General features: G+C 40.6%; 33 protein-coding genes. 26 read left to right on the top strand and 7 right to left on the bottom strand.

Annotation, left to right across the window (positions count from 1 at the left end):
* From panD to nth, 8 genes are all read left to right on the top strand, one after another.
* On the top strand, positions 1–384 hold the full coding sequence (gene panD, locus ACP26N_RS09745; protein ID WP_026828094.1) for an aspartate 1-decarboxylase: 384 nt from the start codon (positions 1–3) through the stop codon (positions 382–384).
* 101 nt (positions 385–485) lie between these two features.
* On the top strand, positions 486–3,299 hold the full coding sequence (gene dinG / locus ACP26N_RS09740; RefSeq protein WP_426353731.1) for an ATP-dependent DNA helicase DinG: 2,814 nt from the start codon (positions 486–488) through the stop codon (positions 3,297–3,299).
* Between the two features lie 61 nt (positions 3,300–3,360).
* Positions 3,361–3,531 (top strand): YpmA family protein, encoded by a 171-nt coding sequence (locus ACP26N_RS09735; protein WP_012370646.1) that lies wholly within the window; start codon positions 3,361–3,363, stop codon positions 3,529–3,531.
* Positions 3,528–3,995, top strand: a complete 468-nt coding sequence (locus tag ACP26N_RS09730) for a hypothetical protein (protein WP_131502528.1) — start codon at positions 3,528–3,530, stop codon at positions 3,993–3,995. The genes ACP26N_RS09735 and ACP26N_RS09730 overlap by 4 nt, the downstream gene beginning before the upstream one ends.
* A gap of 16 nt (positions 3,996–4,011) precedes the next feature.
* Positions 4,012–5,193, top strand: coding sequence for a pyridoxal phosphate-dependent aminotransferase (locus ACP26N_RS09725; RefSeq protein WP_131502527.1), 1,182 nt, complete (start codon positions 4,012–4,014; stop codon positions 5,191–5,193).
* Positions 5,194–5,213: 20 nt separating this feature from the next.
* Positions 5,214–6,512 (top strand): asparagine--tRNA ligase, encoded by a 1,299-nt coding sequence (gene asnS / locus ACP26N_RS09720; protein WP_131502526.1) that lies wholly within the window; start codon positions 5,214–5,216, stop codon positions 6,510–6,512.
* Positions 6,513–6,583: 71 nt separating this feature from the next.
* Complete coding sequence (locus ACP26N_RS09715) at positions 6,584–7,162, top strand: DnaD domain-containing protein (RefSeq protein WP_026828099.1); 579 nt, start codon at positions 6,584–6,586, stop codon at positions 7,160–7,162.
* Between the two features lie 5 nt (positions 7,163–7,167).
* On the top strand, positions 7,168–7,836 hold the full coding sequence (gene nth, locus ACP26N_RS09710; RefSeq protein WP_426353728.1) for an endonuclease III: 669 nt from the start codon (positions 7,168–7,170) through the stop codon (positions 7,834–7,836).
* A gap of 50 nt (positions 7,837–7,886) precedes the next feature.
* On the opposite strand, the gene ACP26N_RS09705 is transcribed toward nth, so the two are convergent.
* The 5 genes from ACP26N_RS09705 to ACP26N_RS09685 all read right to left on the bottom strand — a co-directional run bounded on the left by ACP26N_RS09705 (position 7,887) and on the right by ACP26N_RS09685 (position 12,634).
* Complete coding sequence (locus ACP26N_RS09705; RefSeq protein ID WP_426353726.1) at positions 7,887–8,801, bottom strand: DUF3800 domain-containing protein; 915 nt, start codon at positions 8,799–8,801, stop codon at positions 7,887–7,889.
* A gap of 23 nt (positions 8,802–8,824) precedes the next feature.
* The gene (locus ACP26N_RS09700; RefSeq protein ID WP_426353724.1) at positions 8,825–9,946 is read right to left on the bottom strand and encodes a tyrosine-type recombinase/integrase; all 1,122 of its coding nucleotides are present in this window, start codon (positions 9,944–9,946) and stop codon (positions 8,825–8,827) included.
* Between the two features lie 150 nt (positions 9,947–10,096).
* Complete coding sequence (locus ACP26N_RS09695) at positions 10,097–10,600, bottom strand: hypothetical protein (RefSeq protein WP_426353723.1); 504 nt, start codon at positions 10,598–10,600, stop codon at positions 10,097–10,099.
* A gap of 37 nt (positions 10,601–10,637) precedes the next feature.
* The gene (locus ACP26N_RS09690) at positions 10,638–11,705 is read right to left on the bottom strand and encodes a hypothetical protein (RefSeq protein ID WP_426353721.1); all 1,068 of its coding nucleotides are present in this window, start codon (positions 11,703–11,705) and stop codon (positions 10,638–10,640) included.
* A 287-nt stretch (positions 11,706–11,992) separates the two neighbouring features.
* Entirely contained in the window at positions 11,993–12,634 is a 642-nt protein-coding gene (locus ACP26N_RS09685; RefSeq protein WP_426353719.1) for a hypothetical protein, read from the bottom strand.
* A gap of 443 nt (positions 12,635–13,077) precedes the next feature.
* Between ACP26N_RS09685 and ACP26N_RS09680 the strand changes: the two genes are divergently transcribed.
* Complete coding sequence (locus tag ACP26N_RS09680) at positions 13,078–13,260, top strand: hypothetical protein (protein ID WP_426353718.1); 183 nt, start codon at positions 13,078–13,080, stop codon at positions 13,258–13,260.
* A 37-nt stretch (positions 13,261–13,297) separates the two neighbouring features.
* On the opposite strand, the gene ACP26N_RS09675 is transcribed toward ACP26N_RS09680, so the two are convergent.
* Complete coding sequence (locus ACP26N_RS09675; RefSeq protein WP_426353716.1) at positions 13,298–14,119, bottom strand: HNH endonuclease; 822 nt, start codon at positions 14,117–14,119, stop codon at positions 13,298–13,300.
* Positions 14,120–14,273: 154 nt separating this feature from the next.
* Complete coding sequence (locus ACP26N_RS09670; protein ID WP_426353714.1) at positions 14,274–14,699, bottom strand: helix-turn-helix domain-containing protein; 426 nt, start codon at positions 14,697–14,699, stop codon at positions 14,274–14,276.
* A 193-nt stretch (positions 14,700–14,892) separates the two neighbouring features.
* On the opposite strand from ACP26N_RS09670, the gene ACP26N_RS09665 reads away from it, so the two are divergent.
* The 17 genes from ACP26N_RS09665 to ACP26N_RS09585 all read left to right on the top strand — a co-directional run bounded on the left by ACP26N_RS09665 (position 14,893) and on the right by ACP26N_RS09585 (position 25,757).
* Positions 14,893–15,081 (top strand): helix-turn-helix domain-containing protein, encoded by a 189-nt coding sequence (locus ACP26N_RS09665; RefSeq protein ID WP_426353713.1) that lies wholly within the window; start codon positions 14,893–14,895, stop codon positions 15,079–15,081.
* 63 nt (positions 15,082–15,144) lie between these two features.
* The gene (locus ACP26N_RS09660; protein ID WP_426353711.1) at positions 15,145–15,438 is read left to right on the top strand and encodes a helix-turn-helix domain-containing protein; all 294 of its coding nucleotides are present in this window, start codon (positions 15,145–15,147) and stop codon (positions 15,436–15,438) included.
* Positions 15,425–15,718: a hypothetical protein gene (locus tag ACP26N_RS09655; RefSeq protein WP_426353709.1), complete on the top strand. Its 294-nt coding sequence runs from the start codon at positions 15,425–15,427 to the stop codon at positions 15,716–15,718. Before ACP26N_RS09660 ends, ACP26N_RS09655 begins: the two co-directional genes overlap by 14 nt.
* Positions 15,719–15,823: 105 nt before the next feature.
* Positions 15,824–15,976 carry a hypothetical protein gene (locus tag ACP26N_RS09650; RefSeq protein ID WP_426353708.1) on the top strand — a complete coding sequence of 51 codons (153 nt, stop codon included), beginning with the start codon at positions 15,824–15,826 and terminating at the stop codon, positions 15,974–15,976.
* Positions 15,977–16,028: 52 nt separating this feature from the next.
* Complete coding sequence (locus ACP26N_RS09645) at positions 16,029–16,277, top strand: hypothetical protein (RefSeq protein ID WP_426353706.1); 249 nt, start codon at positions 16,029–16,031, stop codon at positions 16,275–16,277.
* Positions 16,274–16,411 carry a hypothetical protein gene (locus tag ACP26N_RS09640; protein WP_426353704.1) on the top strand — a complete coding sequence of 46 codons (138 nt, stop codon included), beginning with the start codon at positions 16,274–16,276 and terminating at the stop codon, positions 16,409–16,411. The genes ACP26N_RS09645 and ACP26N_RS09640 overlap by 4 nt, the downstream gene beginning before the upstream one ends.
* Positions 16,412–16,423: 12 nt before the next feature.
* Positions 16,424–17,401: a YqaJ viral recombinase family protein gene (locus tag ACP26N_RS09635; protein WP_426353703.1), complete on the top strand. Its 978-nt coding sequence runs from the start codon at positions 16,424–16,426 to the stop codon at positions 17,399–17,401.
* A 2-nt stretch (positions 17,402–17,403) separates the two neighbouring features.
* Entirely contained in the window at positions 17,404–18,288 is an 885-nt protein-coding gene (gene recT, locus ACP26N_RS09630) for a recombination protein RecT (protein ID WP_426353701.1), read from the top strand.
* Positions 18,289–18,299: 11 nt separating this feature from the next.
* Entirely contained in the window at positions 18,300–19,199 is a 900-nt protein-coding gene (locus ACP26N_RS09625; RefSeq protein ID WP_426353699.1) for a helix-turn-helix domain-containing protein, read from the top strand.
* Between the two features lie 12 nt (positions 19,200–19,211).
* Complete coding sequence (locus tag ACP26N_RS09620; protein WP_426353697.1) at positions 19,212–19,445, top strand: hypothetical protein; 234 nt, start codon at positions 19,212–19,214, stop codon at positions 19,443–19,445.
* Positions 19,442–19,678 (top strand): hypothetical protein, encoded by a 237-nt coding sequence (locus ACP26N_RS09615; protein ID WP_426353695.1) that lies wholly within the window; start codon positions 19,442–19,444, stop codon positions 19,676–19,678. The genes ACP26N_RS09620 and ACP26N_RS09615 overlap by 4 nt, the downstream gene beginning before the upstream one ends.
* Before the next feature lie 157 nt (positions 19,679–19,835).
* A complete protein-coding gene (locus ACP26N_RS09610; RefSeq protein ID WP_426353693.1) occupies positions 19,836–20,288 on the top strand; it encodes a hypothetical protein in 453 nt (150 codons plus the stop codon).
* A 442-nt stretch (positions 20,289–20,730) separates the two neighbouring features.
* Positions 20,731–22,155 carry an AAA family ATPase gene (locus ACP26N_RS09605; RefSeq protein ID WP_426353692.1) on the top strand — a complete coding sequence of 475 codons (1,425 nt, stop codon included), beginning with the start codon at positions 20,731–20,733 and terminating at the stop codon, positions 22,153–22,155.
* Between the two features lie 2 nt (positions 22,156–22,157).
* A complete protein-coding gene (locus ACP26N_RS09600; protein ID WP_426353691.1) occupies positions 22,158–22,820 on the top strand; it encodes a hypothetical protein in 663 nt (220 codons plus the stop codon).
* A 47-nt stretch (positions 22,821–22,867) separates the two neighbouring features.
* Complete coding sequence (locus ACP26N_RS09595; RefSeq protein WP_426353689.1) at positions 22,868–23,332, top strand: hypothetical protein; 465 nt, start codon at positions 22,868–22,870, stop codon at positions 23,330–23,332.
* Positions 23,333–23,589: 257 nt separating this feature from the next.
* Complete coding sequence (locus ACP26N_RS09590; RefSeq protein ID WP_426353688.1) at positions 23,590–24,651, top strand: hypothetical protein; 1,062 nt, start codon at positions 23,590–23,592, stop codon at positions 24,649–24,651.
* A 653-nt stretch (positions 24,652–25,304) separates the two neighbouring features.
* Positions 25,305–25,757, top strand: coding sequence for a hypothetical protein (locus ACP26N_RS09585; protein WP_426353687.1), 453 nt, complete (start codon positions 25,305–25,307; stop codon positions 25,755–25,757).
* Positions 25,758–25,808: the final 51 nt, after the last annotated feature.

Genomic DNA, 25,808 nt, shown 5'->3' with positions numbered 1-25,808 from the left:
ATGTTACGCACATTCATGCATGCAAAATTACACAAAGCCCGTGTCACGGAAGCAAATCTCCATTACGTCGGCTCGATTACGATTGACGAGGATTTGCTCGATGCGGTCGGGATTCTCGAAAATGAGAAAGTCCAAGTGACGAATAATCAAAACGGCGCACGGATTGAGACGTATGCGATCAAGGGTGCCCGCGGTTCTGGCGTGATTTGTTTGAACGGAGCAGCTGCCCGTCATTTCCAGATCGGAGATGAAGTCATCATCATGGCCTATGCGCAGTTGACAAACGAAGAAATCTCATCACATGTTCCGAAAGTCGCGGTCCTTGATCAGGATAATTCAATCAAGCAGATGTTATCGCAGGAAATCGCACATACGATCTTATGATTTTTGAGGGACCCGAGATACATTCGGGTCTCTTTTTTGTTAAGATGGAACTTGAGATGCCATATATATAAGATATGGATGGTTAAAGGTGGAGATGAGTCGTGGAAAAGAAGTTTGTTGTAGTGGATTTAGAGACGACCGGACATTCGATTAAATCCGGCGATGAGATGATTGAAATCGGAGTGGCAGTAATTGAAGATGGTCAGATTACAGATCGTCTGTCGGCATTTGTCCGTCCGCAAAAACCGATTCCGCCGTTTATTTCTCAGTTAACCGGTATTAAAGATGAGGACGTGGCGCAGGCGGAGTCCTTCGCGACCATTGCACCGCGTGTTCTTCAATTACTCGATGGCGGTGTGTTCGTAGCCCATAATGTGCAGTTTGATTTGAGCTTTTTGAATGAAGCACTAGAGGAAGAAGGGTATTTACCGTACTCCGGTCCTGTCATTGATACAGTGGAGCTGGCAAGAATCTTATTGCCGACTGCCGAAAGTCATTCCTTGTCCCATTTGACGGAAGCGTTACAACTGACGCACCATGAAGCACACCGGGCTGGGAGTGATGCCGAGGCAACAGCGGAATTGTTGCTCCATCTACTTACGCGTCTACAGGATTTACCGCTCGATACATTACGACACTTACGTCGGTTAGCGGGAAAGCTGTTTAGCGCCATTGAAGAAGAAATCGATCAAGCGATTCAAACGGTGGGACTGGAGCCGGATGACCGTTTTGATTATTTCCGTAAGCTGGCTTTAAAGAAACGCACCGAACCGGAAGAATGGATGGAACGGACAGAACTGGAACCATTCAGTCCGTTCGTCGACCGCTTGAATGAAACGGTATTCCCGCAACTGTTTCCTGGATATGAACCGCGTATGGGACAACTTGAAATGATGCGTCACGTCTATCAATCGCTTGATCAAGAAACGCCATTACTGGTCGAGGCAGGAACGGGAACCGGGAAATCGCTTGGGTATCTTGTACCGGCGGCGCATTATGCGATTGAACATGAAACGCCGATCATCGTCAGTACGCACACGATTCAATTGCAGGAACAGTTATTTGCCCGGGATCTGCCGCTTTTACGCCAATTGTTTGAAGCACCGGTTGACATCACCCTGTTAAAAGGCCGCAGCAATTACATGGACTTGCGCAAGTTCGAGTTTTTTCTCAGTGAAACGGAAGAACCGTATAACTTCACGCTCGCTAAAGCGATTTTGTTAGTCTGGTTGACGCAGACCGAGACAGGAGACCTGGAGGAAGTCAGTTTACCCGGCGGGGCAGCGCAAGGTAATATCGCCATCAAACAACTGATTCAGTCGGACAGCCAGTCGCAACTCGGACGGTTTGACCCCTGGTACAGCCGTGATTTTTTCCATCATGCAGTCCGACGGGCAAAACAAGCGACGATTATCGTCACGAACCACGCTTTGTTGTTTAGTGATATTCAATATGAAGCCGGCGTCTTACCAAAGGGATGCCCCTTGATTTTAGATGAAGCACATCAAATCGAAGAAGTGGCCAGTCATCATTTTGGATTGGTTTTTGACGGCCATTCCTTTGACCGGATTTTCAGACAGCTTGGATTCTCTTCCGATAAAAAATTATTGACGCGTCTGATTAGTTTATCGGATCAATATGACTTGACGGAGTTGGTCGAAGCGCACAGTGAAACGATCGATGAGACGTTGACAGCACTGCTTGAAGAAGCAGACGGACTGTTGACGATCATTCAAGCCTACGGTCTTGAACTCGCATCACGAAAAGAACGGCGTGAAGGACGGGTCACGGTTCGTTTCAAACGACTGGATCATTCAATGCGTGCCGTACAGGAGAGCGCGAAACGGGTCGAACTTGTCTTAAGACGGTTACGGCAAGCCATTCGGGCGATTCATAAACTGTTCCATGATCAACGGGAACATATGAGTTACCGTGAGCGCTCGGTCGTAGCCGATCTAAAGGCTGTCATCGGCCAACTGGAGGAAGTCGAACAGGCGATTTTCGAGACGATGCTCGCACCTCACGACGAGACGGTTTCCTGGATTGAAACGACAGCTAAAAATCGAAAGTTAACAAGGATTTATACGCAACCGATTGATATTTCAGACCGTCTGCACCGGGAAGTGTTTTCGAAACGGACCTGTATCTTAACGTCTGCGACCTTGACGGTTTCGAATAAATTCCAGTTCATCGAAAAACGGCTTGGACTATCGGAACTTGAGACACGACGTTTCATCGTTCCGTCACCGTTTGGCTATGCAGAAAAAGTCCGGCTGATGGTCCCGACCGATTTACCGTTATTGCAGGACGTGCCGCAAGCGACGTATTCTGAAGTCATTGCGGACGCTATCATCCGGATTGCCGAAGTGACGGAAGGCCGGATGTTGGTACTCTTTACGTCAAACGAGATGTTGCGTCAAACGCATGATGCGACGAAAATGGCCTTGCCGGAACGGTTTACGCTGCTGTCCCAAGGAATCACCCAAGGGTCACGACAACGGTTGATGAAACAATTCAAACAGCTCGATGCCTGCATCCTGTTCGGTACAGCCAGTTTCTGGGAAGGCGTTGACGTTCCGGGTGATGATCTCAGCTGTCTTGTCATTGTGCGTCTGCCGTTTGCACCACCCGATCAACCAATCGTTCAAGCACGTTCGGAGCAGATTGAACAGCAAGGCAAATCGTCGTTCTTCGAATACAGTTTGCCGCAAGCGATCATTCGCTTCAAACAAGGATTTGGCCGCTTGATCCGGACGACAAATGACCGGGGGGTCGTCTTCATTTTTGACCGCCGGATCGAGACGACACGGTACGGAAAACGGTTCGTTTCCAGTCTGCCCAATGTCCCGCTTTTAGCGCAACCGCTCGACGAATTAACGGCCGAGTTGGAATTGTTCTTAAATGAGACGGATTGAGTCTGTTAAAATAAGCATTATCGCATTATAATAGATGTAGAAAAATGAGGGAGGATATAAGATGGATTCGAAAATCGAGACGCTAGCAACCGTCAAGGTCAACCGCCATGACGATACGTACAAGATTGTAGACTTATTGAATCGCACGTTAAAAACAGAAGATTTGATGTTTGGTCTGGCATTGGACGAAAAAGATAAGGAGCAGATGGTCTTTACCATCTACCGCACATGAAGTGGAAGATCGTCATTGGTCTGATCGGCTTCATCCTTTTGATTACGCTCATCGGGACAGGTGTGTATCAATTCACCGTTGCTGAGGCAAAAGAACGCGAACAAACCGTTGCCGTACAGGCGGAATCACGTTTGAAAAAAGAAGTGGCACCGCAACAGATTCAATTTGATTATGTATTTAATGGAAAAACCCAGTATAGTGTCTTTACGATTAAACAGGATGGTCAAGCATTACGGGCATTCGTTCCGAAAAAGGGTAAAATCGAGACGAGACGTGTCAAGGATGGGATGAAGATTGCCGATGTCATTCGACAAGCGGGCAATCCGGAGAACATCGTTTCAGCGAAATACGGTTTTGAAGACCGGGCGCTGATTGAAATTGTCACTAAAACGACGACCGGATACGATTATTCGTATTATACCTATCAAGAGGGATCCTTCATCAAACGATTACGGATCAACTAAAAAAGGAGTGGGCAGGATGTTATCGAAACGGGTACAACAACTGACACCGTCAACGACACTGGCGATTACTGCAAAAGCGAAAGCCTTGCGTGAAGAAGGACAAGATATCATCGGACTCGGTGCAGGCGAACCGGATTTCAACACTCCAGAATTTATCATCCAAGCGGCATTTGCAGCAGCTGAAGCAGGCGATACGAAGTACACGCCGTCCGGCGGAACAGTGGCTCTAAAAGATGCAATCATTGAAAAAACCCGCCGTGATTTATGGGTATCATATGACCGTTCGGAAGTCATGGTCGCTTCCGGAGCGAAGCATGCCTTATCGACATTGTTCCAGGCGATTTTGGATCCGGGCGACGAAGTCATCGTCCCGGCTCCGTATTGGGTCAGCTATCCGGAACAAATCAAACTGAGTGACGGCGTTCCGGTCATCCTCGAGACGACGGAAGCATCACGCTTTAAAGTAACGCGTGATCTGCTCGAGCAGCATATCACGCCGAAAACAAAAGCACTTGTTTTAAACTCACCTTCGAATCCGACAGGGATGGTCTACACGAAGGAAGAACTTGAAATGGTCGCAGATGTAGCGATTGCCCACAATTTGCTTGTCATCAGTGATGAAATTTACGAAAAGCTGTTATACAACGGTGTGACGCATTTATCGATTGCGACGTTACCACATATGCGCGAGCGGACGGTCATCATCAACGGCGTGTCGAAATCGCATGCCATGACAGGCTGGCGGATTGGTTATGCCATCGGACCGAAAGACATCATCAGTGCGATGACGAACCTTGCCAGTCATTCGACTTCAAATCCGACATCGATCGCGCAAGCGGCATCGGTCGCAGCCTATGCGGAAGGTGACGCACCGGTCGAGGCGATGCGTGTTGTGTTTGAAGAACGCTTGGAACAAATTTACGACCGGTTGATTCAAATTCCAGGCTTAACCTGCCTGAAGCCGGAAGGTGCTTTTTACCTGTTCCCACATGCCTTACGGGCAGCCGAAATGTGTGGCTTCTCAAACGTCGATGACTGGTGCACAGCGGTCTTGTCGGAAGCGAAGGTCGCCCTGATTCCGGGCTCCGGCTTCGGCGCACCAGAATATGTCCGGTTATCGTATGCGACAGACCCGAAACGGGTACTTGAAGCATTAGACCGGATCGAAGGATTTATCACGGCACATACGGCCGTTTAATAGAGAGAGGATGTTGACTTTTGAAAGCAATGATTCGGGATGTAGAGAAATACGTAGGCGAGGAAATCACGATTGGCTGCTGGCTCGCAAATAAACGTTCGAGCGGAAAAATCGCGTTTCTTCAATTACGCGATGGTTCAGGCTTCATGCAAGGAGTCGTCGTCAAGGAAACAGTCGGGGAAGAATTGTTCAAAACGGCGAAAGGCTTGACGCAGGAAACATCAATGTGGGTGACTGGCGTCATCAAGTCGGATGGTGGACGGACAGCAATCGGTCACGAAATGGAAATCACAGCGATCGAAGTGATTCATGAAGCGGTCGATTATCCGATTACACCAAAAGCGCACGGAACGGATTTCCTGATGGATAACCGTCACCTCTGGTTACGATCGAAACGTCAACATGCCGTCATGGTTGTCCGGAACGAACTGATTCGGGCGACATATGAATTCTTTAACCAAGAAGGATTCATTAAAGTTGATCCTCCGATTTTAACCGGCAGTGCACCGGAAGGAACAACTGAATTGTTCCATACGAAATATTTTGACGAAGATGCCTACTTGTCGCAATCCGGTCAGCTTTATATGGAAGCAGCTGCGATGGCACTCGGCAAAGTCTTCTCATTCGGTCCGACGTTCCGTGCCGAAAAATCAAAGACACGCCGCCACTTGATCGAGTTCTGGATGATGGAGCCGGAGATGGCGTTTTATGATCACGACATGAATCTCGAAGTTCAGGAAAACTATGTGTCGCATCTTGTTCAATCGGCTTTGAAAAACTGTCGTCCAGAGCTCGAGTTGCTCGAGCGTGACTTGACGGTTCTCGAAAACATTCAAGCCCCGTTCCCGCGTGTAAAATATACGGAAGCGATTGACATGCTGAAAGAACAAGGTTTTGACGATATCGAATTCGGCGACGATTTTGGTGCGCCTCATGAAACGGCAATCGCCAATACGTTTGCGCGTCCCGTCTTCATTACACACTGGCCGAAAGCCATCAAACCATTCTACATGAAAGAAGATCCGGAAAACCCGGGCTTCGTATTATGTGACGATTTGATTGCGCCGGAAGGCTATGGAGAAATCGTTGGTGGTTCACAACGGGAAGAAGACTATGAGAAGTTGCTTGCCGGTATGAAGGAACATGACCTGGATGAAACCGGTGCTTACAAATGGTACTTGGAAACACGTAAATATGGATCAGTACCGCACAGTGGTTTTGGTCTTGGACTTGAACGGACTGTCGCCTGGATCACAGGAGTCGAACACGTCCGCGAGACGATTCCATTCCCGCGTCTGCTGAACCGATTGTATCCGTAATAGTGATCGAAATCGACCCATCCCTCGGACGGGTCGATTTCTTGCTTACAATAAAGAATCGAGGAAGTATCATGGATCATAATTTAATTCAGCTGTTTGAAGAAGGAACGGTTGTCCTTCCCAAACGATTGTTTACAGAAGCCAAACGTCTTGGCATCAGTTTTGTTGAGTTTACGCTGATTGGACAATTGTTTGCCTGTCGCGCCGAAGGGATGGAGATGCCGTCGCCAGAGGAGCTCAGTAACCGGCTCGGACTTTCAGAAACGGAAACGATTGAGACGACACTCGGATTGCTTCAAAAAGGATTACTCGCCATGGAGAACGTCGCCGGCTCGGAACGTTATTCCCTGGTGCCGCTCTATGAAAAGTTAATGGCACCCCCGGAACAGGAAGCGCCAAACTTCGATACGATTAATCCGTCTGTCTTCCAGCATTTTGAGCGCGAACTTGGGATGATGTCCCCGTTTCAGATGGAACAGATCATTCAATGGTTGACGATTGAAAACATTGCAGAAGAACTTGTTCTCGCAGCTTTACGGGAAGCCGTCTACCATAATGTCCGGAAGATGACGTACATCAATCAAATTCTCCGAACGTGGGAACGAGAAGGCATCAAGACGCTCGAAGATCTTGCGACGAGAGGGAGCTGACAAGGATGTTACGCAAAGCAGAGATTGATCGAATTGAATCGACACTCGAAGAGATGTTTCCGGAAGCTTTCTGTGAACTGGTTCATCAAAATCCGTTCGAACTCGTCGTCGCCGTGGCGCTCAGTGCGCAAGCAACCGACGTCTTGGTCAATAAGGTGACCCCGGGGCTATTTGCCGCTTATCCGACACCGGATCAGTTGGCTGCAGCACCGGTCGAAGAGATTGAGGAAAAAATTAAACGGCTTGGTTTGTACCGCAACAAAGCAAAAAACATTAAAGCGTTAGCGGAGCAATTGCTGGTGTTACACGATGGTGAAGTCCCGACGGATCGCGCAGGGCTTGAAGCCTTACCGGGCGTCGGACGAAAAACGGCGAATGTTGTATTATCCGTTGCATTTGACGTGCCGGCCTTCGCGGTCGATACGCACGTCGAACGGGTATCGAAGCGCCTTGGCATCTGCCGCTGGAAAGACAACGTCCCGAAAGTCGAACAGACCTTGATGAAACGCTTTAAGCGGGAACGATGGTCGAAGCTGCATCACCAGTTCATCTTTTTTGGGCGATATCACTGTAAGGCTCAACGACCGAACTGTCTGGAATGCCCGTTGCTCGATATGTGTCGGGAAGGGAAAAAACGGACAAAAGGATTATTGCCGCCTGCTGAGGGAGAATGACAAAACAGCGTCCTGCTACTTTTGGCGGGACGCTGTTGTTGGTTGGAAAATTACCCGTTCCACGGTGTATCGGACCACTCGCGGCGCTTTTTCGTAATCGGAACCTTTTTGAAGCCCCAGTTTCGGAAATCCTGATCGGGACTGTCACGGCGGATATAAATTTTATTTTTGATGGCTTTGAAAATTCGGTTTTCGTCCCCATAATGGACAAACCGGGGTTTCACCTCAATGACACCACGTCGGACGCGGGAAAGAGGAAGACAGACGAGATCGGCAATCTCAAGACCCGATTGGTAGAGGTCGCTATCTTTTTCAGCAAAAATAAAACCTTTGATTTTTTGACGGCTTTTCTCCACATCCAAATGAACGGTACCGGAGTTAAAGATATCAAAAAATGCTTTTTGAATCAGTAGATTCTGATAATCATCCCGACTTTCAAGCACGACACGGGCGCTTGTTGCTTCCGTCTCCTCAAGAAACGCGTAAAACGATTTCATCAGGTGGGCAAAGGCAACGACATACGGATCTTTCGGTGTCGAATAAAATTCCTGTAGTTTTTGTTTATCGACTTCGACGCTGACGATCGTACAATCAATGTCGACTAAAAAGTCCGGTAAGGCGACCCAAAAATGCCGTAACATATCAATCGTGATTCCGTCTTCTTTGCCATACGGGTGTTCCGCCTTTAAGATTTCTTTCAGATGAAGCGGAATATGCGGATCTTCAAAAACAGACGATTTGAATGCCATTAATCGTTTGCGTAATGGACTGGGTTCACCGGTTTCGTCTGAGTCGATGGCGTATTTATATTCCATCAAGACGCCGGTCAGGTTAAATTGGGTGTTTCCTTTTGGTGTCCCGGTCTCATCAACGAACATGACATATTTTTTAGGAACTGAGTTTGTAGGTCTCGGAAACCCTTTAGTATCAACGCTTTTCACGTTTTTTGTTTCTCTCTTATTCAAGCGAATCTCCTCCGATTGCACAATTATTGCACACTTTTTTTGAAAACGAGCACATTTGCGGCCTCTTGATGCAACTTTATACTAACGTGGCTGTATAAATCCATCGTTATCGTGTAACTCGCATGACCCAATCTTTCTTGCACAACTTTTGGATGCACACCTTGCTCGAGTAGGAGGGTAGCATGTGTATGCCGGAGATCATGGATGCGGATTCGCGAGACGCCGGCGAGTTCCGTCAACCAGTTAAAAGTACGATGGACGAGCGTCGCGCTCAAAGGTGTCCCGAGCGTATTCAAACAGACATATTCGTCCTCATTCCGATATCCCTTGCTCAGCTGGTGCGCTGCTTGTAGCTTTTTCATGCTTTTTAAATAATCCATCGTAGCATCACTGAGCACGATGAGGCGAGAACGGCCATTCTTAGGCGCCTTTTCGTTTTGATGAGCAGAACGGTTATGATCTGCGACGGAACGCTTGACGAGTAACGTGTGCCCTTCAAAATCGATATCCGACCAGCGTAAGGTAATGGCTTCACCAATTCGCATCCCGGTATGCAGGATCAAGATGATCGGCAGGGCGCGGATTTCTTTTTCGTGCGTCTGGATGAACAGCTCACATTCCTCTTGACTCCATACCTGGTGATTTTGAACGGCGCGTCGTCGATCCTGTGCGAGTCCACTGCTCGGGTCTTCCTTGAGGTACTCCATCTCGACAGCGTACCGGAAGAAGGCACGGACTTGTTGCAGCATCGTATTGTAGCTGTTCGAATTCCAATCCCGTATCTCTGCGTACTTGACCAAGACATCCGATAGGTGATGCGTCCGGACGTGCTCAATCTTCATCTTTCCGAGTTCCTTCTCGAGCAATCCTGAAATCTTACGACGGTTGTAGAGCGTTGCCTGTGCAAGTTGGGGAGCGCGTCGTTCGAAGTAAATCGCAAGTAAATCGGCGACAGTCAACTTCACACGCTTTTTCTTGATGGCCCCGCTCTCACGTTCCTTGAGTAACTTGGCTACCCAGTACTCCAGCTCTCGCTTCGTGTTAGCTCGCTTGAAACGCTGAATACGTCTCCCTCGTTCGTCGTATCCTAAACTTATCCTGGCTTCCCATTTGCCGGTGGTGGGGTTCTTTTTTATATTCGTCATTCTTGATACATCCTCCTTTCTTTAACAGATAATGGATTGCTCTATGATGTATTTTATCAAATAATACGTCATGAGTTTTATAATTCAGATTTAATAAAAAAAGTGTCTTAGAATTAAAGACACTTTTCAGGTGAATTTATAAAATTAATACTAATTCTCGCGTTGTTTTTTCTCATACTCTTCTTTTACAAACGTACGTACTTTTCTCAAAATCCTGAAAATATCCAGTACTGCTTTCAAAAAAAATAAAATACCTGCTATTAAAGAAAAAACTTCCGCATTGTATACAGTAGAATTTTTTGTGAAGTCAGGATTTATTACTGTAAAAAATGAAACTGCCATTGAAAAAACTAAAAAAGTAATCCCAATAATTATTCCGTTGAAGTACTGACCCGTAAAACCAGCAGATTCAAGTTCAGGCATATTACCTCTATCAATAAAACCTATAAGTAATCCGAGAGATGTAAACATGAAGCCAGCAAAAACGGTAGATATCGTTAAAATAGCAAGATGTATATCATCTTTCTCAGGAACTTTAGGAATTACCTTAAAATAAGAGGCTACAAACATTAGAAGTAATGAAAAAAGAATGAGATAAAAATTCACTTTATTTTTTTTTCGTTTCAAGTTCAGTTTTCTTAATCTTTTTTTCAAGGTTTCCTCCTTTTGCAAATGTATCACCTCTGAAATTTTATTTTCTAATCAAATCTCGTAATTCGTCTTTTACTTCAGCATAGCCTTTTTTCATCTCTTCAAAAATAATATTATTTATTGCTAATTGAGCATGGTTAACTGAAGTATAGTCTTCATTATCTTCTGACGAAAGTAATTCTAACTTTTCCTTAATTTTTTTATCAGATAAGTTAAAAGGGATGGTAAAAGTAAAAACATCATCAAAAAGTTTTTTGGTTTGAATACGTTGATCTTCCATTTTTGTACGTAAAATAACATTTGATTTCGAATCAATACTTCTTTTTAAACCAATAGACTTTTTAAGTTTCTTTAATAAATTTTCATTTTCTTCAATAGAACCTAAAGTAGAGGATCGATTCGAATTTTCTTTAGGTTTTGAAATTACTAATTTAGCTTCTAGCTTGATTCCGTGTTCAACTAATGGTTCATAATCATCTACGTCAGGAATAAAGTCTCTTAAGACATTTGATTGAGGAGTCGCTAAGTTGATTGAGACATCAATCAATTCCTTTTGTTTTTTTCCGGAAAATAAACTTTCTAAAGTATCGTGGTCTGCTATGGTTTCAGTATAAATATTGTAATCAGTAAAACCAGAGATTTTATGTCCTTTAGAGATATCAAAGTTGTTAAAAAGATTTTCTAAGTTACTGATTGATGGAGCACCTTGATTCGAAAAAAACGAGACAAATAAAGAATTGTAATCCAAAATGAAATACGTGTGGGACTCAAATATTTCATCTTGTAGTCTTTCGATTTGTCGAGGTTTCAGATCTTCAACATTTCTGATTTGAATGTTCGTAGAACTTTCTTGGCCGATTGATGCAAATAAAAAATCATCATCATTGATAATCACGTCGAAATAAATACGACTATCATTTTTTCGACCAGGAAATTGAGTAGTGCCTACTGGAGCGAACAATGCATTTGAAACATTTGTTTTTTTCTTTATGAAGTTATCTAATACTTCTTTTACTTTTTCAGGGCTTAGTTTTTGATCAGTCGATGAAGAGGCAATACTTTTTAATATCTTAAAATTATAGAATTTAAGTGTTTTTGAGCTAGTCAAGTTAAATCATTCCTTTTCTAAAAAAATATTACTAATGATTTCCGCTTAATTAAATATTAATTCTGTTCACATGCGAAGTTACCATTGTCAGGATCCATTTTTATCTTGAGAGGTGGGGTGAGTATTCGGAACACCGTTTAGATAAACGGATCTGAGAGTTTTTCATTATCAACCGTTAATTTTGCAGGGAATATGCTTTATTTCAGATTATTTCTATAGTAGTTAACTACTATATTTTTACTAAGTTTTTTATATGAAAAAGCACTCATTTAGAGTGCTATTTTAAATCATTGTTTCGTCGGAATCTCGACCGTATAGCGTTCAGCTAACGTTTCAAAGTTTTCGTCATTTGGACCATCGACTATAAATTTGACGTCCGTAATTTTGTTTGGTGCGGCACTAGCGATAAAAATAACGGTTCCTTTTTTCTTTACCTTGCCAATATACTCTCCACCTACATCTGCTGATAGAACCATCGAAGCATCAATTTGCTCGGCAGTATTGGTTGTTAATTTGGCTTGGTTCGGATGGAAGTTGATCGTTGCATCACTTGTATTTTCTGCTTCTACCTCGAAAACAACCAATGTGACTTTCTCTTTGCTATCAAACATATCTAAATACTCTTTTGATGGTTTGAAGTCCGAAGTTTGAACTTTGCTTATTTTAAAGATGATTGGTCCTAAGTTCGTAGAAATGTTTAATTTCTTATTCGTAAAGTAATTAATCTTTGTTCCGAACTCTGACTTCTCTACTTTAGGAGTCTCCTCTTTTTTTACTGCAGTATCTTTAGTTCCATTCTCTTTCTCTTCTTTTTTCTTAACTTCTGCTGCAGAGGTAGCTTCAGCTTTCTTTGTAGATGCACTTTCCTCCGCGCAACCAGCCAGCAACATAGCAGCGGTTAATGATGTTCCAATGATAAATCGTTTCACAATAATTCCTCCAGTTAATGATAGTAAACTAAAAGTTCAACGGATTGTTGATGACGAACGTAAAAATAAAGCCCTTCTTTTTCAGTGGCAACAACGTAAAAGGGTTCGCTGTATGTAGCAGATTTTGCTTTACCCAACGTTACGAATCCATTTGGATGAAGTCGATCGAGTTCATCCAAATGGGAACGGACGACTTGTAGACATAGTTTTTCCTCCATTAATATGCATTTCCCTTAATTCTACCAATTTTGAGATACGCCAAAACAACCTTCTTTTAAGAAAAAGGAAAGGTGTGGCAACAACCGTCCGACATGTTTCGACAAAAATAGATTAATATTGTCGAAAAGTTTTTGTTACTAGCTAAGTATGGCAACTTGTAAAAAGAAAAACGTTCCCTCATAATAAAACGAGAACATAAGTTCTTGTAAGAAGGTGGGGATTAAATGGACAGCATGTGTGCTAAAAAAGTAATCTTAAAAACCAGTGAAGGATTCGAAGGACTTAGGGGATTTTGGAGTGAAGAACTGGATGCTTATGTGATGTTTCGTAATCAAGATATTTTAGGTGCTGAAGAAGTTGAACTTTGGCACCCTAAATTGGATAAATTTAAAGACACAGCTGATTGAAGCTGTGTCTCAGATTGAAAACAAAATTTTACGATGGTTAAAAAATACTTTCTAAATTCCAAAATGGAGTATTTATTGAACTCGTTGTTGTTGATCTTGCTCCTTTAGAAGTATTACAAGACTCACACAATAGCTGAAAATTTGAAGCATCATTACTTCCGAATACGGCCAATGGAACAATGTGATCGATATGAATAGTATTCTGTGTCCTGATTAGATTTGAAAGGTCACAACGACAAATTGAACAAGTTGCCTTGTCTCGATAGAAAACAGCGTTAGTTAACCACTTTGGAAAATGGGTTCGCTTAATTCGTTTTTTAGGAGTTACGAAATCAGGATGTTGTTTCTGTATATCATCAATATAGCATTCAGTAACATCAGCGAGTTTCAAATGAAAATCATGAAGAAATTTTTTATCTAAAAAAATAATCTGAAATGCAGAGTGAATAATTAAATTGTCTACTATTGCTGCATTTTTAATAACATATTTTTCCCATTGTTCGAAGGTATCCTTACACGTGCATTCTTCATGCCATTCGTCAGTGCAAGTATCAAAGTTCGGTAGAGGAAGATCAGGTTTCAAGTTTACTTCATTTAATGTACGAACTATGAAATCAAAGATAAATTCCAATTCATCCACATTATTTTTTAGGTTATGAATGTCTGATGAAATATCTTGAAAAAAATTTAAATACCAGTGAACTGCTGTTGTTTTACTGGGCTTAACAATAGCTTCAATAATTTCTTTCGTGAAAATTTCAAATGCATTTTCGCCAAATTCATAAAAATAGTCTATAGAGGATCCAGCCAATCCAATTCCAGAACTTAAAGCTAAGTGTTCTTCTTTTAATTTACCCAATATAATAATCTCCTTTTTAGTTATGAGAGAAAAATTACTCTTTGTCTGTAACCTGGGGCACAGCTGATTGAGGCTGTGTCTTTTGCAATAATTTTACTTTATGAACCTTTAAAAAATTGTAAACATATCATTTTTTCTTACACTTATATAAAAACTAAAACTTCGTACTATTTGTTTTACTGGAGGATTCAGAAAGAGCTAAGTTAACTTGATCACGCATGTACTGAATAATCTTATCGATTTTTTGTTGATCCAAAGACTTGAGCTCTTCTTCAGAAAAACTCATGCCAATCATTTTATTTGCACGAGATACCTGTTCTATATATTCGCTTAAAGTTGTATGGGGATCGTCGACTCTCCCGTTGAGGTAGTCAAGTGATACTTCAAAGATGTCTCCGATTTGATTCAATACTCTGTGTGGTGGCATATCTGGATATTTAGGATTTTCGTATTTACTCATTAATGCTTTATCTACCCCAAGTTTTTTTGCTAATTCTATTTGCGTCATTTTCGGAACATGATTCTTTCTGCATGTTTTTATTCTTTCCGCCATTATCTCTTTTAATAAATCCTGATTCAATTTATACACCACCTTACGTAATTAAACGATGTCTATACAATGATATTACCTCAAAATAAGATGATTTTGTTTCAGAAACCTCAACAATAATTTAAATGGGAAATGTTATTGAATATTAAGTTGACATATACTCAACTTTTATATATTATCGAATTAAGTTGATAATATCTCAACAAAAGGAAGGGTGAGAAAATTGAATCGTAAAGTACTACTCAGGCTTAGAATTGATAATAAATTAACAATTAGAGAGATGGCGAGGTTAATGGAGATGGATGCCTCATCATACTGGAGAAGAGAGAATGGTGAAACAAAATTCAGTGAAGTCGATATTCTAAAGCTAAAAAAAATATTTAATGTATCTTCAGAAATTTTTTTTGAATGATAAGTTGAGTATATATCAACTTTTAGTGATTTTCTATCGGAATTTAATATTGGAGGTAAACAGATGTTATTTGACGAGAAAGAATTTAAAAAGATTATTGCAGACGGAATTGCAGAATCACTCGCAACGATTGCGCGGAAGCGTGAATATCTCACAGTACCGGAAGTATGCGAAGAACTAAGGTGCAGTCGCAGCATGATTGATAAACAGATCCGTGAGAACGGATTACCGATTACTCGTGTCGATGGAAAAATCATTGTCCGCCGCGAGCATTTATATGAATGGCTCGACAAACGAGTCGAAAGCAACAACTGGGATCAAACAATCGAAAGAGTGAAACAACATGCCACTTTATAAAAATCTTGATGTCTTAGCCAACATGCTTGTGGACCGGTTCCACAAAAACCCAACGCTTCAATCCTTTATCAACGTTGAGGACGTCGTATCAAGCATCCTCGTTGATGTGACACGGGAGATGGTCGAGGAGTTGGAACAAGACGCATTGGTCCATTTCAAGCAGATGGTCAAAAATGATCCGATTATGGTGATTGACGCCATTAACAAAAAACACGTTCTGCATCTTATGGAAGACACGTTCGATATGCATCTACTTCGGATGGAACCCCAATCAAGCTGAAATGAATGTATATGTCATCTATGATTTCGGATTGATTGCTTTCATTATCGCATTCGGAGGCTGGTGGTGGGATGAACGAGATTGACCTTAGAAGGAGGTGAGTATATGTCCCCGGAAGCATTTGTAATGATGGCGACCGTCTGGGTCGTTTCAATAATTGCCGTCGTGCCCGTCTTCATCATCGAAGGACGTGAAGAGCGAAAGTTGGAGCAAGAACAAGCGGACAAGAAAAAAAGCCACCACTCAAGAGAGCGATGACCACTTTTGCCTAGGAACTTAAGTGTATCATGCTCCGGACAGGAGGAAAACCATGAACACGATCAATCGAGTGCAACGAATCCGTCGTCTGCTGTTCATCAAAAAGCAGAAAGCAGCCATCGAAGTCAATCGCGCTACAGAATCTGTGAATCACACCATCGCAGAGTTAGAGAAGACGCTGTCACGTTTAGGGTTCGTACTCGGCACATATGCACCGGCTTATTCGTTCGTCCAGGTGCTTCAAAACCAAATCGAGACGTTGAAAATTGCTTTAGACACGGTGAAGGAGGAGTCAAAATGACGACCAACCACTGTAATGATTTCGTCGAAGATTATGAGTCGGATGAAACCAACACTGAATCGGACTTCGATACGTTCGAGCTGGATTCGGAACTTAAGGAACAGCTGGCCGACTATCGAAATGCCGTCTTATAAGGAGGAACTGGAATGAACGTCATCGCAAATACGAAGCATATGGAGCGCAGTGAATGGCTTGCATTACGTAATAGAGGGATTGGTGGAAGCGATGCAGCTGTCGTCGCTGGACTGAATAAATATAAATCACCGTTCACGTTATTCCTCGAAAAAACTGGTCAGGTGGCATCAGATGAAGTTTACGTCACCGATGAAGATGGTGCATTTCTGAGTGGCAGCGAAGCCGCTTACTTCGGAAATGCAAACGAAGAAAAGGTCGCAGCCGAATTCACGCTACGTTCCAAGTTAAAGGTCCGCCGTGACAATCGCATGATGGCGCATCCAGACTATCCATGGATGCTCGCAAACATCGATCGTCGTGTCGTAGGGACCAACGAGATTCTCGAATGTAAGACGGCATCGGAATACCTCAAAGGCGAATGGGAAGGGGAAGACCTTCCGCAACAATACTATATCCAAGGCATGCACTATCTTGCGGTCACTGGAGCAAAAGCCGTCTGGTTCGCGGTACTGATCGGTGGTAACAAGTTCGTGTACAAACGCATCGAACGGGATGAAGAAGTCATCGACTATCTGATTGCGATTGAAAAAGACTTTTGGGAGAACCACGTCATGACCGGATTTGCACCGGCAATCGATGGTTCAGATGCTTCGACAGACTTCCTCTCCAGCATGTTCCGAGGAGAACCGGGCTCTGAAATGGAGCTGGATGATGCCGCAGACGAATTGATCAGTGAATTGGAAGAAGCGAAAGAGTCGAAAAAGAAAATTGATGAGCTCGTCAAAACGTACGAGAATCGATTGAAACAGATGATGGGCGACATGGAGACCGGTCAAGCATCCTATCACATCGTGACTTGGAAATCGACCATCTCAAACCGTGTCGACAGCAAGATGTTAAAGGCTGACTACCCGGACGTATACGAGGCAGTCATCAAGCCATTTGTCTCACGTCGTTTCGGAATTAAAAAAGTTAAGGGAGCGAAATAATCATGGCAAACGTCCAAGATACGAAGGCAGCACTCGCTAACAAAGCGAACGGCACGGTAGCTAAAAAAGATGTCTCACAACTCACACCTAAGCAACAGGTGAGACATTACTTGGAAAGCATGCAAGGTGATATCTCGAAAGCGTTACCTGCTCACATGACACCGGAACGAATGACGAATATCGCGTTGACAGTGATTCGTTCGAATCCTAAATTGCTTGAATGCACGGTTCCTTCCCTACTGGGGGCGGTCGTCCAGGCAGCACAGCTCGGACTCGAACCTGGATTGATCGGTCATTGCTACTTCGTTCCATTCAACAACAAGAAAAAAATCGATGGCAAGGATGTTTGGCAGAAAGATGTCCAATTCCTCATTGGCTATAAAGGAATGATTGATCTAGCGCGTCGGTCCGGACACATGAAAAATATTTATGCCTACACAGTGCATGAGAACGATGCTTTTGAGTACGAGCTGGGACTCGAACCGAAGCTGCATCATAAGCCGGCCATCGGTAACCGGGGTGCTCTGATTTATGTCTACGGTGTTGCTCACTTTAAAGACGGCGGGTATCACATGGAAATCATGAATAAAACGGAAATCGAACGGATCAAAGGCAGTTCTAAAGCAGGCACGTATGGACCGTGGAAAGATCATTACGAAGAGATGGCCAAGAAAACCGTCATTCGTCGCATGTTCAAGTATCTGCCGATTTCAATTGAGATTCAGGACAACGTCTCGAAAGATGAAACCGTCCGGAAAGACATCACGTCGGAGCCGGAGCCGATCGAGTATACAGATGCTGAGTTTACGGAAGAAGGATACGATCAGGAAGCGCCACCTCAAGAAGGTGATCCATTCGATGGGCAGCAGTTCCCATTCAATGTGTGAGGTGACGGAACATGAGCCAAGATCGAATTCACGATAGTAATACAATTCCCTTCACCATGATTCCCCACGAGGTCGTACGCGACAATGCGACCTTTGGGGACATCTACGAAAAGATGGTCTACTTCATTCTAAAAAGTCATGCGGTCAACGGAACGGGAGCATTCCCTTCATATGCCACGATTGCTAAAGAAGCACAGTGTTCTAAGCGAAAAGCGATTGATGCGGTACAGTCTCTTGTTGATCGAAACTTGATTGAAAAGAAAGCTCGTGTAGATCACACGGGAGATCAAACGTCGAATATTTATACCATCAATAATTTCGTAAGGGGTGCACAGGATGCACTGGGGGTGGTGCATGACATGCACTGGGGTAGTGCACCACATGCACCCGGGGTAGTGCATGACATGCACCCTAAGAATAACCCTATTAAGAATAACCCTTTAAGTAATTCATCATCAGAGGACGCCATTAATAATCCCGATGATCTTTCAAAATTAGTCAGCTTCTTTCAAAAAGAAATTGGCCTGGCATCCGGATATGTCATTGATGACATTCAGCATACGCTCGCTGAAAGTTCCTATGAAGTGATTCAGTACGCACTCGAACAATCGGTTCTCAACGATGTCCGGAACTGGAAGTATGCAAAAGCAATAATTCGGAAGCTTGCTGATAAGAAACTATTCACACTCGAAGCTATCCAGTTGCATGAGTCCAAACGGTCAACTTCTCGATCTACGAAAGGGTTCGGTCGTAATCGTCGAAATGCCCCGGATATGGAAGAACCGGCATGGGTCGCAAAAGAGAAAGAGGAACAGCAAGCCTTCGAACAACGAAAAAAGCAGGAGCTTGAAAGCAATGTTCCGGATGAATCGGAAGTCCAGGAACTACTTCGCTCGCTTCATCAGGAATAGGAGGAATGATGGATGCAGTTCAAATTGACGGATATCAGTGAGACAGGACTTGACCGGCGTATTGCGGACCATGAAAGCCGCGGCGCCCGGCTCGTCCGGCGTGATCAGTTCGTAAAAGGCAGCAAGCAGTTCTCGAAAGAAGAATTCTCCGGTCGTGTCAGGTTCGTTTCTCGAAATGAATATGTGCGGTATATCGCATTGATGGAGCTCCCGGAGAGGAGGCCAAGGAAGGGGATAGGGCGATGAAAACACTCGTTTTTCGGAAGAAGAACGATCACCGTGAAGAAATCCTGTTCATCTCTAATCAGATTCGTCGTCATACATTGATTGCTGGTCGCTTGGTTCAAGTGGAGGACGGACTTCGACCGATCAGCATCGCGGTCATGCTGTCGAGAGAGCGAAAGGATTGGACGCTCGAAGGTCGCTCACTCGATGAACATGAAGTGTCACGGCGATGGCCCGACCGAATCAGCAAATAAAGTACAGCGGAACGAAACCGCAATTATTCGAGCGTTACGAAAAGAAACAGTACATAGTGCTGTACATCCCAGATGCCACACAATATGAAACGCAAAAGATGATCAAGGACGGCTGGCGACCGCTCCGACTCTAACACGAAAGGAAAGACGGCACTGCATGGAATATATCGCACATAAGCTGACGAAAGCACAACGCGTTCTCGTTGAGAACAAACTGAAAAGCCTGTATACATTACCTGCCCGCATCGAATCGTTAAAGGCACGCTCAGCTCCCTCGATTACAGCCGGTTATCAACCGAGTGAGGTGCAGCGGAACAGTCGACCGTCGAGCAGTGTCGAGAAAGCAGTCATGTTACTTGAACAACTCCGGCAAGCAGAAGCGGAACAACGTCTCTTGCTCCGGATCCGTGAAGAACTCGATGAGACTGACCCGGACCTGAACGAAATCTGGAATCTCCGATACCGGCCGAAATTCAAGTACACGGATAACGTCGTCATCGAAATGATGCGCTACGGCAACCGGAACACGTATTACGAGGCGAAGGACAAATTACTCGGCATCGTCGCCGATCGCTTCGGTGTTTGGGATGACTTCGGTTTTGACAACTAAATTTATGAATGAAGAGGTGAAAAAGTGATGAAACAACAGATAATTGAATATAAAGTAATAGATATTATATAGGCTATTATATTTTTAGTTAAGGAAAGGCCTATTAAAAACATTGTTGGAAAATATATAGCACTCATAGTATAGAGTAATACTAAGGTAGTCCAGTAATAGCGAATGTTTTTTTCGACTTTAAGTTGCTAAAAAGATCATCCTTAGAAAATTAATATAAAAAGATTAAGGTCTTAAAATATACTCACACTGAAGACACAGATAATTTCTTTATTAAATATTTTCTTTATTTATAACATTTTATGAAGAAAATGAAACATAATGTATCAGAAATGAGCGAAATATGCAAATTAATATGTTGAATTTTATTTGAGAAGTGTATAGTAAAGGTGTGAAGTAATAATAGACTGAAAATATGGTAAGGAGTGTGAATATGTTTTCAAGAGTGTATGTAGAAAATTTCAGATCATATAGGGAATTTGAATTAGATCTGCTAGAGTCTTCAAATCCCAAAAAAGTAAAAAAAGCATTATTCATTTATGGGGAAAATGGTTCTGGAAAAAGTAATCTAGTTGAAGTTTTTTCATTTTTAACGGATTCAACTCGAACATTAAGAAACAATAAAAGATTTTTGAAAGCTATGGTTCAAATACAAAAAGAAGAATCAGACAAAATGATGATCGATGATGTAAAAGAATTTTTACTGAGCCATCCTATATTAAGAAGATCTAACTTGAGTACTTTAGTAGAAGATGTAAAAGCACTTGGTCCTAATAAAGAAAATGAGAATATGGTAATCAATTTCGGTTTTGTTTTAAGTGGTTCAGATGCTGAAGGTGAATATACGATGGTATTCAATGATGAAGGTGAATTAATTCACGAAAGCCTTGAATATATTATTGAAAAAAATGTAGGTACTCTTTTTAGTATTGAGAATGTTGATAATGAAATTAAAACTAAGTTTAGTGGTAAGTTTTTTAATGGTTCTAAAAAATTTAAAGAAGAATTAGAATATGATATTGAGGCTTACTGGGGTAAAAACACGTTATTAAGTATAATTGTAAATATGTTAAGCATAAAAAATTCTAAAATTGTTTATAAATCTTTAAATAGTAATTTCACCAGTGTTTTAAAATTTTTTAGATCAATATCAGTAATACATAAATCCTCTGATACAGAAATTTCTAATCTTTCAGTTAAGCTGAAAATATTTTCAAATTTAGATAAAGGATCTATAAAAAGAGACAATCAAAAAATGCTTCTAGAATTAAATAGTATCGAAAAAATCTTAAGTGATTTTTTCACTTCATTGTATTCAGATATTCTTAAAGTAGAATATGATATAAAAATTGATGATAACGAAATTGAATATGAGCTTTGCGTAAGAAAAAAAATTGGAGGAATTGAAACGCTAATTCCGTTTTCTAAAGAGTCTCAAGGTACTAAAAATTTATTAAGCATTTTTCCTGCTTTAATAGCATTTATGGATGGCAAGGTAGTTATTATAGATGAGATAGATACTGGAATTCATGATAAATTGATGGAAAGAATTATGTCAGGTTTACTTTATTACTCATCTGGTCAATTTATTGCCACAACTCATAATACACAACTATTAGAAAACCTTTCTGCAGACAAGGTTGGGATAATCGCAGTTGATTCTTATGGGAATAAAAAAATGAATTTACTGAAAAATAGTGATGTGAAAGCTAATAATAATTTGTATAAAAAGTATATGAAGGGTGATTTTTATGGCATCCCTGATATATTCGATATTGATTTTCTTTCTTTAGTAGATGACTTAAATCGCTTGCTGGAAAGTAAGCCTGATTTAGATGAGAAAGAGACGGATCAATAATTATGAGTAAATATGGAAGAAAGAAAAGCTCGAGCTCTAACCAATTAAAAAGCCAGATGAATTCAGATTTGAAATGTATAACAATTGTTCATGGTAAGTCAGAATATTTAATTTCAAGTTATATAAAAAGTGCCTACAGGGTGTGTATGAAAATATACAGTGCTGGTAAAGAGGGTTCCCAATCAATTCAAATTACGTCATTACTACATTTTTTAGATACTCATGAAAAGCTCAGAAACTTTATTGATTTTAAAAGAAACTTTAATGATGTCTTGTCATTTTCAAAGAAAAATGGTGTTGAAGTCATTGATGATTTTAAGATTTTTATAATAATGGATACCGATGACTGTGAACAACATCAGTCCGTTAGCTTTATGAATAAAGAGATGTTTAGAGGGAAATGGTATTATGAATATATAGTACCTATTTACAACTCAAGGAATTTAGAAGAAGTTTTAGAAAAAGGTCGTTTTCCACATAAAGTGGATAAGAAAAGAAAAGGTGTTACATACACTGAAATATTCCCGGGATCTGATCCAGTCGGCACTAAAGAACAAAAAATTGAGGAATTTATTAGAGCATGTGAAAAATCACGTAGTTCGAATTATAAAGCTTATTTAGATTACTGTTTAGAAAACAGACCGAATTTTACGAAAAATTGTTAAAGTGTTGTTTGGTTTTTAATTCAAAATAGCCTAGTAGGAGGAAAATAATGAGTAATTGGAAAGAGGAATTGAAAACAAAAGTTTCATTAGAACTTAGAAATAGAGAAATGAACTCAATAAAAAAAATTACTGAAGAAATAAATTCAGTTTTTGATGAATTCATTGAAAATTTTAGTGGTATCAAATATAAAGATAGTAATATAGCGTGGAAAATAGAAGATGCAAACAACGTTTTCACTTTAAATTATTACAACGCATTATTAGATAAACCCGGTGTTTATAGAATATCTTACTACATAGATACCTTGAAAGAAAAAAAAGTAGTAGTAATTGAAGCAATGTATGATTACAGTACAGGACGACTAGCCTTGGTACATTTAGGAAATATGAAACCTTATTTTGAATTTGACAGATTTTCTGAAAAAATAAATGTGAAAACTAAAAAAGCTGATTTCACAAGAGAAAATCTAGATGACTTAATAAGACTAGCATTTTCAGTTGAAAATTTTTAAATACTTTTAAAGAGCGATCAATATCGTTGATACAAAAGACGTCTTGTAATCAACAAGACGTTTTTTAGGTTCTAAGAAAATCAAATTAGATATTATGAGTCTTCTTACGAATTAAATAGAAAGCTTGATACCATCTGCCTAATGTATTGTCATTCTTATTATGATTATTTCTAATTCAAATTACTTAAAAAGTATAGTAAACATTGCAAAGTATTATTCTAATTTTTTATATAATTAAACATAAGGTGGCGATATGATTGAAACCCGAACAAATTGACGGATTAAAAACTAATGAAGACAATACTTCAGTTGAAGTCAATACAATACACAAAGAGAATAAAATTTTAATTGAAAAGGAAACTTTTAAAATAAAAAAAATAAATTTTAATGCAATCAGAATAACGATATTTATTGTATTAGTAATTTTACTTATTCCAAGCGCAGTTTCCTATCTTATGGAACGTACTTGGATGAATTTTGGTACTCAAAAAGCAGAATCATGGATGAGTTTTTGGGGAGGATATTTAGGCGCGTTTATAGGATTATTGGCAGTTATATACACAACAAATAAACAGATTAAAAGCTCAAGAAATTTAATGATTGAGCAACTCGAAAATCAAACTAAACAGATAGAAATTTCTGCAAACATTCATGATAATTTAGAGAAACAGCGTATTTATTTAAATACTATTTTAGAGAAGAATCTTGAAATACAAAAAAATATTAAAGAATTGGAAGATGTATTTTTTTCTCATAAATCAGTATTTTCAGAATTGATAACCAGTATGAAAGAGTTTTATGAAATACAAAATAAAGTTGGGGAATTAAACTCAAAAATAAAGTTAGAAGAATCCTCTGGAATGCGCCCCACTAATAATACTTACTACGATAAAGTACTAGGAAAAGGTGCAGCTTTAAACAATCAGGGTTATACGGATTATCTAAAAAAAGAATCGGTTTCAAATAATGAGAATATGAATAAAACTTTAAATACATTGCAAAATTTTTCTGGAAAACTACAAAAAAAAATAAATGATATAATTACACTGAAGATATTTATTAACTCTTCTGATCAATACCAAAAAAATGATACATATGAAAATAAATTATCTGAGGTAATAAATTTTATTCAAGATTTAGTACAATTTATTACTATGTTAATTGATTCAGAAGCACATAAAAAAAAGGAAGAAAAGGATAATATGGTTAGAAGAATAGAGCAAATAGATAAAGAATCGCTCCAATACTTCAAAGATTTAAATTTTCAATCAGAAGTACATATCAAATCAATTTTAGAAAGGTTCTATAAAAATAACTAGTCTGATATTTTTTGATTAGCAATAAAATGAGAAAAGTAACTTAATCTATTAAATTAGCAATGAAAATAAATTTATCATGTAAAATATTGATACATTTTTAATACAATCTTGATACAAAAACTTGCTTTATTCGTGATATTCTTTCCATGTAGACGAAGCGGGTGCGGCGAAAGTCGTACTGTTCTACTGAATACCGATCACTCACATAACGGGGCGTCTTGTAACGGACAGGGCGTCCTTTTTGTATGCAGAAGTATCCGGATGGGTTGATGATGGCTCCATGTCATTCCCCAGATGCATTGCGGCTGTTGTTCTCATCCGGATATTTGTACATATAAAGGAGAGTGATCTTATGGAAAGCAAGCCATTTGTGATCTGCTGGAAAGTAAACAAGAATCGTAAGGATAAACGAACGGAAGCCATCAGGAAGATCTCGCAAAGTGATTGGTTGAAATACCTTTGGAAGAAAGAACTCGAGCGAATGAGATGATTCGCTTCTTGCCAACAACGTATGACGCAGCCAAGAGAGAACGTGAATCAAACACGAGGGCGGAGTAGTCGTGCGTTGTTGAGAGGTTATCTCCTCTGCCTAATTTGGGTAAAATGTATGTATAGTGATTATTCGCTAAATATACTAACAAAGGATGATAAACATGAGTAAAAAAAGAGATTTTGGTCAAAATTGTTCAAGGAATGAATTTGAAGAAAGCACAAAAAATAATGAGGGAATCAAATCGCATCTTTACGAGCAGTTAAGTTCGTTTGAAAAAGAAAGGCAACGACAATCAATTGATAATGCAATGATTGTTCATCGCGAACTATCTAAGGATTCTGCACAATTCTTATATGTAGATAAGCCAGAATTAAAAAAAGGACTATATGTGGTATTTACTACTGATGTAATGATTATAAGTAAGATTGATTCTTCGGCTACTCCATCACCTCAAAAAATTATTCGGATTTGTTCAGAAAAAGATAATGTACATGACATCATTAAATTTGGTGCCTACTTTACTTGGTTAAACAGCGAATACGGATCTACGAATAAAGAACAGCCATTGCAAAGAGATACACTTCAAAATTTGTTCAGAAAGATTTTTTCTTAAAAAATAGAATTATTTGGAATTAAAAGAAGGTAAGCTCATTATTTTGTTTAA

This window comes from Exiguobacterium sp. R-39 (genome assembly GCF_049942815.1).
Taxonomy (GTDB): domain Bacteria; phylum Bacillota; class Bacilli; order Exiguobacteriales; family Exiguobacteriaceae; genus Exiguobacterium_A.
The sequence above is the reverse complement of the archived record's forward strand: the minus strand, read 5'-3'. Positions and strand labels throughout refer to the sequence as shown.

What these genes read in the sequence shown, in the direction of transcription:
- panD (WP_026828094.1), top strand. Translation starts at nt 1, where the DNA reads ATGTTACGCACATTCATGCATGCAAAATTACACAAAGCCCGTGTCACG.
- ACP26N_RS09735 (WP_012370646.1), top strand. Translation starts at nt 3,361, where the DNA reads ATGGATTCGAAAATCGAGACGCTAGCAACCGTCAAGGTCAACCGCCAT.
- ACP26N_RS09730 (WP_131502528.1), top strand. Translation starts at nt 3,528, where the DNA reads ATGAAGTGGAAGATCGTCATTGGTCTGATCGGCTTCATCCTTTTGATT.
- ACP26N_RS09725 (WP_131502527.1), top strand. Translation starts at nt 4,012, where the DNA reads ATGTTATCGAAACGGGTACAACAACTGACACCGTCAACGACACTGGCG.
- ACP26N_RS09715 (WP_026828099.1), top strand. Translation starts at nt 6,584, where the DNA reads ATGGATCATAATTTAATTCAGCTGTTTGAAGAAGGAACGGTTGTCCTT.
- nth (WP_426353728.1), top strand. Translation starts at nt 7,168, where the DNA reads ATGTTACGCAAAGCAGAGATTGATCGAATTGAATCGACACTCGAAGAG.
- ACP26N_RS09700 (WP_426353724.1), bottom strand. Translation starts at nt 9,946, where the DNA reads ATGACGAATATAAAAAAGAACCCCACCACCGGCAAATGGGAAGCCAGG.
- ACP26N_RS09680 (WP_426353718.1), top strand. Translation starts at nt 13,078, where the DNA reads ATGGACAGCATGTGTGCTAAAAAAGTAATCTTAAAAACCAGTGAAGGA.
- ACP26N_RS09660 (WP_426353711.1), top strand. Translation starts at nt 15,145, where the DNA reads ATGTTATTTGACGAGAAAGAATTTAAAAAGATTATTGCAGACGGAATT.
- ACP26N_RS09655 (WP_426353709.1), top strand. Translation starts at nt 15,425, where the DNA reads ATGCCACTTTATAAAAATCTTGATGTCTTAGCCAACATGCTTGTGGAC.
- ACP26N_RS09650 (WP_426353708.1), top strand. Translation starts at nt 15,824, where the DNA reads ATGTCCCCGGAAGCATTTGTAATGATGGCGACCGTCTGGGTCGTTTCA.
- ACP26N_RS09645 (WP_426353706.1), top strand. Translation starts at nt 16,029, where the DNA reads ATGAACACGATCAATCGAGTGCAACGAATCCGTCGTCTGCTGTTCATC.
- ACP26N_RS09640 (WP_426353704.1), top strand. Translation starts at nt 16,274, where the DNA reads ATGACGACCAACCACTGTAATGATTTCGTCGAAGATTATGAGTCGGAT.
- ACP26N_RS09635 (WP_426353703.1), top strand. Translation starts at nt 16,424, where the DNA reads ATGAACGTCATCGCAAATACGAAGCATATGGAGCGCAGTGAATGGCTT.
- recT (WP_426353701.1), top strand. Translation starts at nt 17,404, where the DNA reads ATGGCAAACGTCCAAGATACGAAGGCAGCACTCGCTAACAAAGCGAAC.
- ACP26N_RS09625 (WP_426353699.1), top strand. Translation starts at nt 18,300, where the DNA reads ATGAGCCAAGATCGAATTCACGATAGTAATACAATTCCCTTCACCATG.
- ACP26N_RS09620 (WP_426353697.1), top strand. Translation starts at nt 19,212, where the DNA reads ATGCAGTTCAAATTGACGGATATCAGTGAGACAGGACTTGACCGGCGT.
- ACP26N_RS09615 (WP_426353695.1), top strand. Translation starts at nt 19,442, where the DNA reads ATGAAAACACTCGTTTTTCGGAAGAAGAACGATCACCGTGAAGAAATC.
- ACP26N_RS09610 (WP_426353693.1), top strand. Translation starts at nt 19,836, where the DNA reads ATGGAATATATCGCACATAAGCTGACGAAAGCACAACGCGTTCTCGTT.
- ACP26N_RS09605 (WP_426353692.1), top strand. Translation starts at nt 20,731, where the DNA reads ATGTTTTCAAGAGTGTATGTAGAAAATTTCAGATCATATAGGGAATTT.
- ACP26N_RS09600 (WP_426353691.1), top strand. Translation starts at nt 22,158, where the DNA reads ATGAGTAAATATGGAAGAAAGAAAAGCTCGAGCTCTAACCAATTAAAA.
- ACP26N_RS09595 (WP_426353689.1), top strand. Translation starts at nt 22,868, where the DNA reads ATGAGTAATTGGAAAGAGGAATTGAAAACAAAAGTTTCATTAGAACTT.
- ACP26N_RS09585 (WP_426353687.1), top strand. Translation starts at nt 25,305, where the DNA reads ATGAGTAAAAAAAGAGATTTTGGTCAAAATTGTTCAAGGAATGAATTT.